We start from the raw sequence: 11,949 nt of genomic DNA on the forward strand, positions 1-11,949 counted from the left end.
GCATTCGGCCTGGAGTTCTACAACGGCCGCCGGGCCTGCCACCTGGTACTGGAAAACGTCCGCCAGTTCGCGTCTCCAGTGCCGTGTCGTGGCCAGGTGCTACTGGGCTGGCCTGTTCCGGCGGACGTCGAGATGGCAGTCCGCGCCCAACTTTCCCTGATGCCTGAGGAGGCGAAGTGATCCACCTGAACCCCTGGAACGACGACGAACGCCAGGCCACGATCGACGCTGCCGCCTGCCTGGACCAAGTCTTCGGGCCGCGGGACGACGAGCCGGCCCGTGACGAGGACCGGCCGGCGTGGGATGCGGCCGACGACGAGTACGAGCAGGTGGCCTGATGGCCCGCTTCCGCAGCATCCCCGTCGAGGTCGACGCCGAGCAGTGGTCCGGCAGCAACGAAGCTGACCTGGCTGCGTTCACCAGCGGTGATTTCAACGCCCTCGACGCCGAGGACCGCGAGAACTGCGACGACCCGGACGCGACCGGGCAACTGTTCGAGCGGTCCGGCAGATGGCGGCTGGTGTTCCCCGGCGACTGGATCGTGCGGGAGAACGCCGGTTTCTACGTGTGCCGGCCGGACGCGTTCACCGCCCAGTTCGAGGCGGTGCAGGAGTGACCGCCGTGACCGAAACCCGTGTCTGGACGTTGGCGATCCCGGCGCCGGCGAAAATGCTGTCCGCTAACGCGAAGCCGCACCACCGGGTTGCCGGTGTGACCCGTAAGGCGTGGCGTGAGGCGGCGTTCACCTACGCCCAGCAGGCGAAACTGCCCACAGGGCTGGAGCGGGTCCGGATCGACGTCGCCCTGCACCACACCGTGAACCGCGACCGTGACGATGCGAACTGGCATCCCTACGTACTGAAGCCGATCGTGGACGGCCTCGGCCCCCAAAAGATCTCACGTCAGCGCAACGACAAGGTTCGAGTGGATGTCGGCTACGGGCTGATCCCGGACGACACCCCGGCGCACCTGGACGGCCCCTTCCCTTCTCTCGGCGAGAAGGTGTCACGCACGGAGTACCCGCTCGGCCTGGCCGTCGTCACAGTGACCGACCTGTCTGGGGAACCGACCGGAGGTTTCCAGGTGGAACGCCGGGTCATGTCGGCGGCCACGGCATGGACGTTCCGGTGCCCGGCCCGGCATCAGGTAGTCGTGACCGTCCGCAGCGCCGACGACCCGGGGGCTTATCGCGAGCTGTTCGCGTCCGAGCACGCAGGCTGCGAGGTGGCGGCATGACGGTCACCGTCAACCCCACCCCTCGGGCGATCTGCAAAATCCACAGCCGCTACCAGAAAGGCTGCACTGATTGCCGCTCCCGGAACGCCGAGTTCGCCCGCACCCGCTACCGGCTGATCGCCTACGGACACTGGCAGCCCCGCACAGTCGTAGACGCCGGGGAGGTCCGGGCGCACTTGTCCAGGCTTCAAGAGTCCGGACTGAGCTGTCGGGTCATCGCGGCGAAATCCAACGTCGCCCCCACCGTGGTCAGTCGGATCGCTGCGGGAAGACAGCCGAGGGCGTACGCGTCAACGGCCGCCGCGCTGCTCGCCGTGGACCCGGCGCCCGCGCCGGACACGAAGGTCAGCTCGCTGGGCACGGCGCGTCGCCTTCAGGCGCTGATGGCGATCGGATGGGACGCGCACTCCCTCGCCGAACGCCTGGATGTGCACTACCAGCAGGTCCGTAAGTGGAGGTACCGGTACCGGGACCGCATCCCTTACCGGCATCACGCGGCGATCGCGGCGCTATATCGGGAACTGGAATGCCGGCCTGGGCCGGCGGAGAAGGCTCGCGCCCAAGCTCGAGTTCAGGGCTACATGCCGCCAGTGTGCTGGGACGACGACGGCGACATCGACGACCCCGTCGGACGTCCGCGAGGACTTCGGAAGACGACAACCCACGAAAGGAGGGCGGCCTGATGCTGCCCACGATCCACGGAACCGCGCGCCTGGTCGACGACCCCGAAATCCGGTTCACCCCGAACGGGAAGGCCGTCGCGAAGGTGCGGCTGGCGTTCAGCGACCGCAAGAAGAACGAGACCACAAACCAGTGGGAAGACGGCAATAAGGCGTTTCTCGAGGCAAGTGTCTGGAACGACGAGGCTGAGCACATCGCCGAGAGCCTGCAGCGGGGCATGGAGGTGCTGGTCTCCGGGAAGTTGCGGCAGCGCGAGTACCAGACCCGTGAGGGCGAGAAGCGGGTGGTTTTCGAGATCGCGTTCGCCACCATCGCACCGACGTTGCGCTACGCCACGGCGAAGGTTCAGAAGATGGCCCGTTCTGGCGGCAACGGCGGCGGCCAGCAGCAGCCGAGCGGCGGCGACTTCGATGATCCGTGGAGCACGAACGGACCAGGCCGGCAGGCGGCGGTGGCCGGCGACGATTCTCCGCCGTTTTGATAGCCGGTTCGTCGACTGGCTGGACCGGCGGCAAGCCCTGTTCTTCCTCGGCGCCCTTTGCTTGGTTGCGCTGACCGCCCTGTACGGCTGCTGATTGGGCGCGGTTCCCCTCGCCGCGCCCCCTACCTCAAGGAGCCCTCGATGTTCGCCTTGAAACTCGCTGTCGGCGTTGCTGTCGCGGTTGTTGGTGCCGGCCTCGCCGTCTACGCGTGCGTGTGCCTGGCGATCCGCCAGTCGAAGCCGTGCGCTGACCCGTCGCAGCATCCGCTGGTCCGCGCTCGGAAGGAGGTGCAGCGGTGAGCCTCGGAATGAACGCGTCCGATCCGTGCCCGAGCGACAGTCACCGCAGGACTGCCCTTGCCCACGGCCGTGTCTGCCCCATCTGTGAGCCGGACGCGGAGTGGAGGGCCTGCTGCCCGGTGTGTTTCCGCCCGGTGACCGCGGTCGGTTTGGTTGTGCAGCCGCATCAGACCGGCGGGTTCGGGTCGGGGGTGAAGCGTCAGGAGTGCCGAGGCGCGGGTTCGGTGGTGCCCGCGCCGGAGGGGTCTGCCTGGTCGCTGTTGGAGCGGCGGCTGGTGTTGCTGTCCGAGCAGCACCAGCTACCCCCGCCGGCGGTGCGGTTGGTTCCGGACGGTGCTGCGTGACCCGCTGGCAGGTGGTGCAGCTGTACCGGGGTGCGGTGCGGGTGTGTTCGTCGCACCGCTGGTGGTTTATCGCGTACGCCCACGCGAGTGTGCGGCAGTCGTTCAGTTCGCAGGGCGGGTTCGACTACCGCCGTGACCCGAAAGGGGCCGGTCGTGCCTGAAGTACACGTGGTCGACGTCGACGGGGACGTGATCGGCGGCCCGGTGTTGACAGTTCAGCAGAAGGCGGTCCTGCAGCTGGTTGCGGACGGCCTGACGAACGAGCAGGTCGCCGCCCGGCTGGTGTGTAGTCCCGAGACGGTCCGGACGCATTTGGCGAACACGGGAAAACGGTTGGGGACGAGCGGTAAGGCGCACGCGGTCGCAGCCGGGTTCCGGTTGGGGATGTTGTCGTGACGGGCCGGCGTGAGTTCAACCCGGCCCGTATCACCGCGCAGCACCGGCAGGTGTTGATGCTGCTCGCGGAGGGTGACAAGGACTGGGAGATCGCCGTGCAGTTGGGGTTGCAGCTGCGGCAGGTGCATGAGCGGGTGAAGTCGCTGCGCTGGATGTTGGAGGCCCGTAACCGGGCGCATGTGGTGGCGCGCGGCTACCAGGTGGGGCTGCTGCCTGCTGGGCGGGTGGCGTCGTGACCCGAAAAATCGAAAACCCGCTGGCCACACCACAAACCATCGCCTTCGCCGGGGACTGGCACGAGAACGGACGGTGGGCGGCGAAAGCCATCAGCCACGCAGTCAACTTGGGCGCCGACGTGATCGTGCACCTCGGCGACTTCGGCTATTCGTTCAGCCGCCGCTTCCTCGCCGACGTATCCGCCGCCGCCCTCTTCCAGGGGTTGCCGATCTTGTTCGTGGACGGCAACCACGAGAACTTCGACCGCCTCTGCCGTTTCCCTATTGGGCCGTTCGGGCTCCGCGAGGTCGCCGACAACGTGTGGCACCTTCCGCGCGGCTTCCGGTGGGAATGGGACGGCGTGCGCTTCCTCGCCCTCGGCGGCGCGCACTCTGTGGACCGGCCGTTCCGGGTGCCGCGCGTGTCCTGGTGGAAAGAGGAGGCGATCACCGACGGGCAGGCGAACGAAGCCATCGCGGGCGGGCCCGCCGACGTCCTGGTCGCCCATGACTGCCCGGCCGGCGTGCCCATTCCCGGCATCGACAATCGGGCAACGCCTCCGCCGTTCCCGCCGCTGGAGATCATGCGTTCTGAAGAGCATCGGCAGGTGCTGCGGCGGGTTGTCGATGGGGTCCGGCCGAGTTGGGTGTGGCATGGGCACTACCACGTCGCCTACGACATGGTTGCTGACCTAGGTTACGGCGAGGTGCGAGCGACAGGGCTGAACTGCGACGAGAGCCACCTTGGGCAGAACATCGCCGTGGTCACTCTCGCCGGCCTCCGGACGGGGATGCCGCTGTGACCGCCTACCCGTACGTGTGGACCTGGCGGAATCGCACCTGGCAGTTCCCGGGCATCACGTTCAAGGCGCCGTGGTTCGGCGACGGTGTGGACCGGGCTGGCCGGCGGTGCCGGGTGGTGGCGCGGGGGTCGATGAACTCGGCGTTGGTGGAGTTCGACGACGGGTGGCGGGTGGTCACTTCGCGGGGCGGCCTTCGGAGGGCTCAACCGTGAGCAGGCCTGGCTGGCTTGACCCAGCCGTCTCGCTTGTTGGCCTCGGAGACGATGCCGGAGACGTGCTCACGCGAGTAGCCGACCCGGCGGCCCAACTCGGAGATGGTGATGTTGCTGTCGGGCTCGCGGGCCGCAACGACTACCTGCTCCCAGACTGCCGCTTCAGCCTCTGCGAGTTGCCGTTCGATCTCGTCGCGCCGGGCAATCCGGGCGTCGAGTTCCCTGGTTGCGGGCGTGTCCTTGTAGGTCCGGGTGCGGCGCGGCGGCATGGGCGTGATTCTCGCATGCCGATTACGGACGAAGTTCGTGATGCTGGGCGACATGCACCCGACTGCGGCTTGTGATCGTGAATTCATTGTGTAATCGTAGACCACACTTAAGGCGCTAGGTAGAGCCATCAGGCACCCGCGCCGACCCACCTACTCCGCAGGAGATCCCATGCCCAAGCACGCAGACGACGACCCCGTGATGTGCGGCACCCCGACCGCGGCGACCAGGATGTCGGCCGGGCTGAATGCGACAAGTGCGGCATGAGCTACCAGATGCCAGACGTCTTCGGCCAGTACCGCCGCAAGTCCGACGGGCTTGCCGTGATCGTCGGTGGCTGCACTGGCTCGGAGAGCTTCTCCGAGGTCACCTGTCGCCGGGCGGACGGCTCCGGCCACCGCTGGTACGTGCGGCTAGAGAACTTCTGGAAGAAGTACGAGCGGGCCGCCTCATGACCGTCCCGCAACCCGCTGCCAATTGGTACCGCACTCGCAAGCACTGGACCCGCGACCTGGCCCCGTACGTCCAAGGTGGGCACCACGGGCACGCTGCGTGCTCCACCGAATCGAACTCGGTTCAGGTTTGGGACCAGGACGCGATGAACGCCCTCGATGAGCAGTACTTCCGGACCAAGAAGACCGTCGTCGCCAACCTGCCCGAGTGCAAGAAGTGCTACCGCATCCTCGCGAAGGAGGCGACCCGATGAGTCGGGACGTGAATGTCGTCGGTCGTCGTCTCGTCGAGATAGTCGGTGAGGCCGCCACGATCGCCATGGTCGAAGGTGCGCTCGAAGCGTGGCGCAAGTCGAACGCCATCTTCACCCACGACGTGGTAGCCGCTGTCCTCGTCGGCGCGTTCGAGAACCTGCCCGAGGATCTGCGGGTGCTCGACCTCCGCGCCCCGCTGGATGGGGTGACGGCCGCATGAGCGTCTCCGACCGCCGTCTTCGTCTCGGCCGCGCGCAGGTCTACATCGAGCCCCGCGACGCCTGGATCGGCATGTACGTCGCCCCCAAAGCCATCTACGTCTGCCCCCTGCCGTTCGTCGTCTTCCGCTGGAGCACCCGATGACCACCCACACACTGCCCCGCATCCTTCGCTGGGAAGAACCCCCGCCGTCCACCCACACCCGCAACATGGACGGCGCTCCACCATCGCCCGCATGGCAGGAAGTCGCCGATCAACTACGGCAACGCTGCGGTGAATGGGCACTCGTCGTCGAGAACGCCGGCGCCACCCCCTCCCTAGCCACTCGCATCCGCAACGGTGAGATGGCCGCGTTCCGGCCCGCCGGCGACTTCGAGGCCGCTTCCCGGCAACGAGCCGGTGAGCCGGCAAAGGTGTACGTCCGCTACCTGGGTGACGGCGGTGACGTTCGATGACGACCCCGAGCGACCTTCTCAACCGCGCCGCCGATTTGGCCCCCGTGCCCGACGGCGACACCGACAACACGGCACCCTGGGTCCGGCACTACGCAGCAACCGCCATGGCCGCCTGGGCTGCCTTCCGGCTGGCCGAACGCACCGACCCCGGGCCGCAGCTCGGCTTCCTTGCCCTGCTCGGCACCGCCGCGACAGCCGTCATCACCGCCTTGTCCGTCACGAGCGAGGACGCGCCCCGCGCCCTGTGGGAGCTGAACGCGGACGGCGGCGAGATGAACGGCGAAAGCATCGAGCACCTCGCGGATGTGCTGGAACACCACGGCATCAACCCGGCCGACCTGTACCCGTGGTTTGAGGCCGGCGACTTCACCGCCCCGACCCGGCTGCCGAAGGTCGAGGTGGCGTGATGGCCGCCCTCCTGGCCGAGTCCCTGGAAGCCCTAGAGCGGGTCGGCTGCCAGGTCGACTTCTGTGACGGCCCCACACTGGAGCCTGTCGACATGCGCACCTGCTTCGTATGCGAACTAATCGCGAAACTCCGAGTCGACCAGGGCCTACCGGCCCGCCGCGCCGATGAGCTGACCTGGGCTGAAGCCGAACGGCAGCGCGACGCCGCATACATGCGCCGGGCGGTTGGCCGATGACCATCCGCGAGGTTCACATTCACCGCGCCGACACCACCCGCGACCCGATCGAGCCGGTCGTGATCCGCATCGAGCAGGAGATCCCCCTGCCGCCCTGGGGTGCCGCCGAACAGTCCGCCGCGCTGCTCACCGCTGACGGGAACGCGCTCGCCGACGCGATCTGGGAGTCGTGTCCCGGCGGCACCATCGACGCCCTGCTCGCCAGCCTGTTCGCCCGCAAGGCCAGCCAGTTCCGGGTCCGATTCCCGCAGGAGGCGAAGTCCTAATGGCAACCGAGACATCCATCGAGTGGACCCACCGTGAAGGCACAGTCGGCAAGACGTGGAACCCCACAACCGGATGCGACAAGATCAGCCCTGGGTGCGGTCTGCCGATGTTTCCCGGAGACACTGGCGGTGGTTGCTATGCGCTGACCATGGCGAAGCGCCTCAAGGCGATGGGCCAGACCAAATACCAGAACGACGGCGACCCGCGCACATCCGGCCCTGGCTTCGGGCTCACGATCCACCCCGACACCCTCGATGAGCCGCTGCGGTGGCGCAAGCCGGCCACGGTCTTCGTCAACTCGATGTCTGACCTGTTCCACGCCCGCGTCCCCCGCGACTTCATCGCCCAGGTGTGGGACGTCATGGAACGCACCCCGCAGCACACCTACCAGGTCCTCACCAAGCGGCCCGAACGCCTCACGCACGTCCTGGACGGCCTGCCCGTGCTCCCCAACGTCTGGCTGGGCACCTCGATTGAGTCCGACGACTACGTACGCCGGGCCGACGCGCTACGGGCCGCGCCCGCTGCGGTGCGGTTCATCTCCGCCGAACCGCTGCTGGGTGGCCTGTGGTCGCTGGACTTGACCGGCATCGACTGGCTGATCGCCGGCGGCGAGTCCGGGCCGGGTGCGCGAGTGATGGAGCTCGACTGGGTGCGGCACCTGCTCGAACTGTGCGAGACGTCGGGCACGGCGCCGTTCGTGAAGCAGCTCGGCTCGGTGTGGGCGTCCACGGTCGGCGCTGACAAGAAGGGCGGCGACTGGGGTCGCTGGCCTGACGATCTGCGGGTTCGCGAGTATCCCCTCACGGGCGAGGCGGTGCCCGCGTGAGCACCTGCGACAACACCTCAGTCGGCGTCCTGATCGAACGCGACAACCGCTACCTGATGTTCGAGCGGCAGACGTTCCCGCCCGGTATCGCCCCGCCCGCCGGGCACGTCGACGCTCACGGCGCCCCGGAGCAGGCCGCTACGGCTGAGACGCGCGAGGAGGTCGGCCTGACCGTCACCGGGCTGACCCTGCTCGACGAGGTGTGGCTGCCGAACCGGTGCCGCCGGCAACCCGGCCCCAGCGGCGTAGGCCACCAGTGGACGCTGTTCCGCGCTGAGGTGTCGGGGGTGCTGGACCTAGACCCGCGGGAGGCCCGCAGTCCGCTTTGGTGCGACCCGTCAAACCTGCAGTGGCTGGCCGACAACACCCTCCGAGGCAGCCTGCTGGCCGGTCACGGTCTCGCCTTGGAACCCGCCTGGTGCTTACTCCTGGACCGCCTTGGGGTGATCCGGCTCGGCGGCGCACTGGGCCGCGCCCTGCGACTCGCCCAGACCGAACCGGAGGAGGCCCGGTGACCGTCTACGTCGACAACTTCCGTGCCCCAGCCACCGTCGGCCGTATCCGAGGTCGCTGGTCACACCTGACCGCCGACAGCCCCGACGAGTTGCACGCCTTCGCAGCACGGCTCGGGCACCGCCGCGACTGGTTCCAGGCCCGCTGCAAGTACGCCAGATGCCCCACCGTCGACGGCGTGTGCGCCCACTTCCACTACGACGTCGTGGATCGCAACCGTACGGCCGCGATCGCCCTCGGCGCCGTGCCGATCGACCTTCGCGAGATGGGCGCCCTTGTCTCGGCGCGGCGCCCCCAGTTCCGGAAGGACTCCCCCATGGCCGACAACCAGCCCACACCGACCCCGGTCAACGAGATCGACGACAGCCTCAGCGACGGCGACGACATCGTGTACGCGCCGTGCCAGCCGATCGGTTGTGACGCCGGACGTCACCTGCCCGGATGCGTGTACGCCGAGGCCGACGAGTGAGCAGCACAACCGCCCTGACCGCCCGGAAGCCGCACTACTGCTACAGCTGCCAATGGCGCGCGGTCAAAGGCGACACCCCGATCATCGCTCCCGGTCACCGCTACTTCCGGCAGGTGGCGTTCCCGGGCGACGAAGGCCACGAGCAAGGCACCCAGCCTGCTGTCCTCAACCAGTGCATCGGCTGCGCGTGCGAGATCGACGACGGCGCACACCTTCAGGCCGGCGCCTGCGGCACGTGGTGCTGCGGGACAACACCGTGCGCCCTGCCGTTCGAGAAGGGCTCGCCCGGCCACGAGCACCAGTGCCGTAAGTGCGTGCGCGAGGCGGCGTCGTGAGCCGCTGGGGTGAAGTCAACGTCGGCGGGCACGCCGGCCTCTCCATCGGCGTCATGCGGCACCCGGAACGCAAAAGCCCAGCCCTCATCGAGCACCACCACACACCCCTCTGCCCGGCCTGCCAAACTCAGCGATCCCAGTGGCTCGACTACCGGCTGCCAACCGCTCTTGGATTCGTACACGGCTCCGGCGCCCCGTACGACGTCAGCCCCGCCGGCGTCCGCGACCGGCACCGCAGCCGCTTTCAGGAATGGAAAGACACGATCGCTTTCCACCGTGATCTCATCGCGCGGACCTGCCGGGCACAAGGCCACACAGGCGTCGTGACAGAACCGGCCCCGTTGCCGGTCATCCAGCTTGACCTCCTCGAACTGTTGGAGGCGGCATGACCACCCTGCGCCACGGATACACCCTGCATGACCTGCACGAGCTGGCCAAATCCGCGACCGGAGCTGCAGGTCTGTCCGTCACCGACTACCGGGAACGCTTCGACGAGGCATGGTCCGCCATCGTGGAACACCTATTCACCGCTGAGGAGGCACCCACCGGCCGGGACCTCTGGTACGCCGGCCTCAACGCCATCCGTGACGCGTGGACCACCACCCGCCGTCATCACGGAGCACCTAGCGCTGACAGCTACCGCGGTGCTTTGGGCTCGTCGGTGCGTTACCAGCAGTTCTGGGCCGACACAAAGGTGACACCCGATCACAGCAGCGCGGTGATCGACCGGTATGCGGCCTTCCAAATCTGGCCGGAGCTCGCCAACATTCACCAGCAGACGTTGCTGGCCCACGCTGCCACCTCCGATATCAGTGGGACGGCGAAGGCCCTAGGTGTGAGCGTGAAGGTTGCTCGGGGTCGGCTGAGCCGGGCGAGGGCAGCATTCCGGGCCCTGTGGCATGAGCATGAAACCCCGCCGCCGTTCTGGCATCGGACGCACCGTTCGGCGGATGTGGCCGACCTGGCGCCGTGCGGGACACCATCGGCGTGGGCGCGGCACAAACGCCGCGGCGAACCCGTGGATCAGGCCTGCATCGAGGCTAATCGCGCCTACATGCGGCGGTGGTCGAGGACGGCCGGCGCGACCTCCAGTTTGGTGGCGTCGTGAACCGCTGGCCCGACCCGGTCCGTGACCCGCTACCCGCCGGCCTGCTCACCGAGCAGGACATCAACGACGCCATGGACCTCGCCGGCCGCCACCTCCGCGACCCGGGAGATCCCGAGTTCGACCCGATGGTGTTCGGGCTGCTGTGCGCGGCCCGTGCGGCTCTGGGTGAGTGCGCTGAGGCGCTGCGCATGGAAGCCCAGACGCTCAGCGGCAAGCTCGGCTTCAGCCGGGAATTCGTGGTCGGCCGCGTCTCGGAGGCGGTCACGGCTCGCAGGGTGGCCCGGAAGGTCATCAACGAGCTGCGGAAGTGGCTGCCCGAGGTGACCTATGAGTGAAGCTGAGCGGTTCGAAATCGGCGACGAAGTTGACGTTACGTTCGAGAAATCGATCGTGACAGGAGTGCGCCGCTGGCGAGGCGGCTGCGCAATCACCGTCCTAACCGCAGACACAGAGTTTTCCTTCGACGTGCAGGCGGTAGACACAACGGTCACCAGGACCGGGGTGCGCCACGACCTACTTCGCTGCCTTCAGTGTGGGCACTCGGGTACGCATTGCATCCACGCATCCGAGGTGCCGTCGTAAGTGTCGTCGGCCACGACCTCTCGCACCGCTGAATCACATCCCGCACCAACGACATAGAGCAGGAGGCGCAGATGCCCAAGACGACCATCGGCCTGGCTGAGCTGCCAGAGGTTCCCCACTTCCTCTACCGGCTGTTCGACAGGACTGACACCCTGCTCTACATCGGCATTACCAATGATCCGAAGACTCGCTTTAAGAATCACAGCAAGCTGAAGGAATGGTGGCAAGATGTTGACCCTTCAAAGACCCGCATCGACTTCCATGCCACACGCGATGCCGCGCTGACAGCCGAGGCGAAAGCCATAAAAGTTGAGTTGCCGCTCTACAACGACCATCACAACCCAACCGTCGATACGCCTCTAAGAAAGGCAATCGAGGCCGCAAAAAGTAAGTTCGCAGAGTCGCTAATCAAGCGCATAGTCGGGGGCCAGGAAGACTACGACAACATCCTCAAGGATGCCGCTGAGCAAATCGAGGATGCGAAGTCCGACCCAAACTCGGACTGGTCGCCGTTTTCGGACGATCCAGCGGTCTATGGGGCAGCACTGGCGGCCGAGCGGGCGTCCGGTGACGTCTGGCACTACAAGCAGGCAGCCGAACTACTCCTTGAGGCACTACCGATTGCTCAGGTGGAGCGATGCAGGGCGCGAGCAGTCGCCGACCTCGTAAGCGACGAATACGAGCCACCAGCGTCGGAAGTAGTTTGCGCGACAGCGGGCTATCTCGTCGAAGAGCTCGGTGATGCATACCTTGACGCCCTCGATCCTGAGGAGGCCCGCGGCTGGCGCAAGGCGGCGAGAGCCATGCTTCACCCGCGAGCGCCGCGCCATTATGTCGTGCAGCACGCCGCCGCCTACGCGAAGGCGTTCAAGGCCGAACGATGGTAT

Annotated in this window: 28 protein-coding genes; 27 read left to right on the plus strand and 1 reads right to left on the minus strand. The window is 67.3% G+C overall.

Going from position 1 to position 11,949, the window contains the following annotated elements:
• The 12 genes from Afe05nite_RS42725 to Afe05nite_RS42780 form a co-directional block, all read left to right on the plus strand.
• The coding region (locus Afe05nite_RS42725; RefSeq protein WP_203823073.1) for a hypothetical protein at nt 1-180 on the plus strand (180 nt) is incomplete at its 5' end.
• Entirely contained in the window at nt 177-338 is a 162-nt protein-coding gene (locus Afe05nite_RS42730; protein ID WP_203823074.1) for a hypothetical protein, read from the plus strand. The genes Afe05nite_RS42725 and Afe05nite_RS42730, both read left to right, overlap by 4 nt.
• Entirely contained in the window at nt 338-616 is a 279-nt protein-coding gene (locus tag Afe05nite_RS42735) for a hypothetical protein (RefSeq protein WP_203823075.1), read from the plus strand. Before Afe05nite_RS42730 ends, Afe05nite_RS42735 begins: the two co-directional genes overlap by 1 nt.
• A gap of 5 nt (nt 617-621) precedes the next feature.
• Complete coding sequence (locus tag Afe05nite_RS42740) at nt 622-1,236, plus strand: hypothetical protein (protein ID WP_203823076.1); 615 nt, start codon at nt 622-624, stop codon at nt 1,234-1,236.
• The gene (locus Afe05nite_RS42745) at nt 1,233-1,919 is read left to right on the plus strand and encodes a hypothetical protein (RefSeq protein WP_203823077.1); all 687 of its coding nucleotides are present in this window, start codon (nt 1,233-1,235) and stop codon (nt 1,917-1,919) included. Before Afe05nite_RS42740 ends, Afe05nite_RS42745 begins: the two co-directional genes overlap by 4 nt.
• Nucleotides 1,919-2,398 (plus strand): single-stranded DNA-binding protein, encoded by a 480-nt coding sequence (ssb, locus tag Afe05nite_RS42750; RefSeq protein ID WP_203823078.1) that lies wholly within the window; start codon nt 1,919-1,921, stop codon nt 2,396-2,398. Before Afe05nite_RS42745 ends, ssb begins: the two co-directional genes overlap by 1 nt.
• 141 nt (nt 2,399-2,539) lie before the next feature.
• Nucleotides 2,540-2,698 (plus strand): hypothetical protein, encoded by a 159-nt coding sequence (locus tag Afe05nite_RS42755; RefSeq protein WP_203823079.1) that lies wholly within the window; start codon nt 2,540-2,542, stop codon nt 2,696-2,698.
• Nucleotides 2,699-3,038: 340 nt separating this feature from the next.
• Complete coding sequence (locus tag Afe05nite_RS42760; protein ID WP_203823080.1) at nt 3,039-3,203, plus strand: hypothetical protein; 165 nt, start codon at nt 3,039-3,041, stop codon at nt 3,201-3,203.
• Nucleotides 3,196-3,438, plus strand: a complete 243-nt coding sequence (locus tag Afe05nite_RS42765; RefSeq protein ID WP_203823081.1) for a helix-turn-helix domain-containing protein — start codon at nt 3,196-3,198, stop codon at nt 3,436-3,438. The genes Afe05nite_RS42760 and Afe05nite_RS42765 overlap by 8 nt, the downstream gene beginning before the upstream one ends.
• Nucleotides 3,435-3,674: a LuxR C-terminal-related transcriptional regulator gene (locus Afe05nite_RS42770; RefSeq protein ID WP_203823082.1), complete on the plus strand. Its 240-nt coding sequence runs from the start codon at nt 3,435-3,437 to the stop codon at nt 3,672-3,674. Before Afe05nite_RS42765 ends, Afe05nite_RS42770 begins: the two co-directional genes overlap by 4 nt.
• Nucleotides 3,671-4,456 (plus strand): metallophosphoesterase family protein, encoded by a 786-nt coding sequence (locus tag Afe05nite_RS42775; protein WP_203823083.1) that lies wholly within the window; start codon nt 3,671-3,673, stop codon nt 4,454-4,456. Before Afe05nite_RS42770 ends, Afe05nite_RS42775 begins: the two co-directional genes overlap by 4 nt.
• Entirely contained in the window at nt 4,453-4,668 is a 216-nt protein-coding gene (locus Afe05nite_RS42780; protein ID WP_203823084.1) for a hypothetical protein, read from the plus strand. Before Afe05nite_RS42775 ends, Afe05nite_RS42780 begins: the two co-directional genes overlap by 4 nt.
• Here the strand turns inward: Afe05nite_RS42780 and Afe05nite_RS42785 are convergent.
• The gene (locus Afe05nite_RS42785) at nt 4,659-4,991 is read right to left on the minus strand and encodes a hypothetical protein (RefSeq protein WP_203823085.1); all 333 of its coding nucleotides are present in this window, start codon (nt 4,989-4,991) and stop codon (nt 4,659-4,661) included. The genes Afe05nite_RS42780 and Afe05nite_RS42785 overlap by 10 nt on opposite strands.
• 207 nt (nt 4,992-5,198) lie before the next feature.
• On the opposite strand from Afe05nite_RS42785, the gene Afe05nite_RS42790 reads away from it, so the two are divergent.
• The 15 genes from Afe05nite_RS42790 to Afe05nite_RS42860 form a co-directional block, all read left to right on the plus strand.
• Nucleotides 5,199-5,390: a hypothetical protein gene (locus Afe05nite_RS42790; RefSeq protein ID WP_203823086.1), complete on the plus strand. Its 192-nt coding sequence runs from the start codon at nt 5,199-5,201 to the stop codon at nt 5,388-5,390.
• Nucleotides 5,391-5,637: 247 nt separating this feature from the next.
• Complete coding sequence (locus tag Afe05nite_RS42795) at nt 5,638-5,862, plus strand: hypothetical protein (protein ID WP_203823087.1); 225 nt, start codon at nt 5,638-5,640, stop codon at nt 5,860-5,862.
• Nucleotides 5,859-6,005, plus strand: a complete 147-nt coding sequence (locus Afe05nite_RS42800) for a hypothetical protein (protein ID WP_203823088.1) — start codon at nt 5,859-5,861, stop codon at nt 6,003-6,005. Before Afe05nite_RS42795 ends, Afe05nite_RS42800 begins: the two co-directional genes overlap by 4 nt.
• A complete protein-coding gene (locus tag Afe05nite_RS42805; protein ID WP_203823089.1) occupies nt 6,002-6,316 on the plus strand; it encodes a hypothetical protein in 315 nt (104 codons plus the stop codon). The genes Afe05nite_RS42800 and Afe05nite_RS42805 overlap by 4 nt, the downstream gene beginning before the upstream one ends.
• Nucleotides 6,313-6,723 (plus strand): hypothetical protein, encoded by a 411-nt coding sequence (locus Afe05nite_RS42810; RefSeq protein ID WP_203823090.1) that lies wholly within the window; start codon nt 6,313-6,315, stop codon nt 6,721-6,723. The genes Afe05nite_RS42805 and Afe05nite_RS42810 overlap by 4 nt, the downstream gene beginning before the upstream one ends.
• Nucleotides 6,723-6,959 carry a hypothetical protein gene (locus Afe05nite_RS42815; RefSeq protein WP_203823091.1) on the plus strand — a complete coding sequence of 79 codons (237 nt, stop codon included), beginning with the start codon at nt 6,723-6,725 and terminating at the stop codon, nt 6,957-6,959. Before Afe05nite_RS42810 ends, Afe05nite_RS42815 begins: the two co-directional genes overlap by 1 nt.
• The gene (locus Afe05nite_RS42820; protein ID WP_203823092.1) at nt 6,956-7,225 is read left to right on the plus strand and encodes a hypothetical protein; all 270 of its coding nucleotides are present in this window, start codon (nt 6,956-6,958) and stop codon (nt 7,223-7,225) included. Before Afe05nite_RS42815 ends, Afe05nite_RS42820 begins: the two co-directional genes overlap by 4 nt.
• Nucleotides 7,225-8,055, plus strand: a complete 831-nt coding sequence (locus Afe05nite_RS42825; RefSeq protein WP_203823093.1) for a DUF5131 family protein — start codon at nt 7,225-7,227, stop codon at nt 8,053-8,055. Before Afe05nite_RS42820 ends, Afe05nite_RS42825 begins: the two co-directional genes overlap by 1 nt.
• Complete coding sequence (locus Afe05nite_RS42830; protein ID WP_203823094.1) at nt 8,052-8,570, plus strand: NUDIX hydrolase; 519 nt, start codon at nt 8,052-8,054, stop codon at nt 8,568-8,570. Before Afe05nite_RS42825 ends, Afe05nite_RS42830 begins: the two co-directional genes overlap by 4 nt.
• On the plus strand, nt 8,567-9,037 hold the full coding sequence (locus Afe05nite_RS42835) for a DUF4031 domain-containing protein (RefSeq protein ID WP_203823095.1): 471 nt from the start codon (nt 8,567-8,569) through the stop codon (nt 9,035-9,037). The genes Afe05nite_RS42830 and Afe05nite_RS42835 overlap by 4 nt, the downstream gene beginning before the upstream one ends.
• Nucleotides 9,034-9,372, plus strand: coding sequence for a hypothetical protein (locus Afe05nite_RS42840; RefSeq protein WP_203823096.1), 339 nt, complete (start codon nt 9,034-9,036; stop codon nt 9,370-9,372). Before Afe05nite_RS42835 ends, Afe05nite_RS42840 begins: the two co-directional genes overlap by 4 nt.
• Nucleotides 9,369-9,761 (plus strand): hypothetical protein, encoded by a 393-nt coding sequence (locus Afe05nite_RS42845; protein WP_203823097.1) that lies wholly within the window; start codon nt 9,369-9,371, stop codon nt 9,759-9,761. The genes Afe05nite_RS42840 and Afe05nite_RS42845 overlap by 4 nt, the downstream gene beginning before the upstream one ends.
• Nucleotides 9,758-10,480: a hypothetical protein gene (locus Afe05nite_RS42850; RefSeq protein WP_203823098.1), complete on the plus strand. Its 723-nt coding sequence runs from the start codon at nt 9,758-9,760 to the stop codon at nt 10,478-10,480. Before Afe05nite_RS42845 ends, Afe05nite_RS42850 begins: the two co-directional genes overlap by 4 nt.
• Nucleotides 10,477-10,815 (plus strand): hypothetical protein, encoded by a 339-nt coding sequence (locus tag Afe05nite_RS42855; RefSeq protein ID WP_203823099.1) that lies wholly within the window; start codon nt 10,477-10,479, stop codon nt 10,813-10,815. Before Afe05nite_RS42850 ends, Afe05nite_RS42855 begins: the two co-directional genes overlap by 4 nt.
• Nucleotides 10,816-11,133: 318 nt before the next feature.
• Nucleotides 11,134-11,949, plus strand: an 816-nt coding sequence (locus Afe05nite_RS42860; RefSeq protein ID WP_203823100.1) for a GIY-YIG nuclease family protein, incomplete at its 3' end; no start/stop codon positions are given.

This window comes from Paractinoplanes ferrugineus (assembly GCF_016862195.1).
Lineage (GTDB): Bacteria > Actinomycetota > Actinomycetes > Mycobacteriales > Micromonosporaceae > Actinoplanes > Actinoplanes ferrugineus.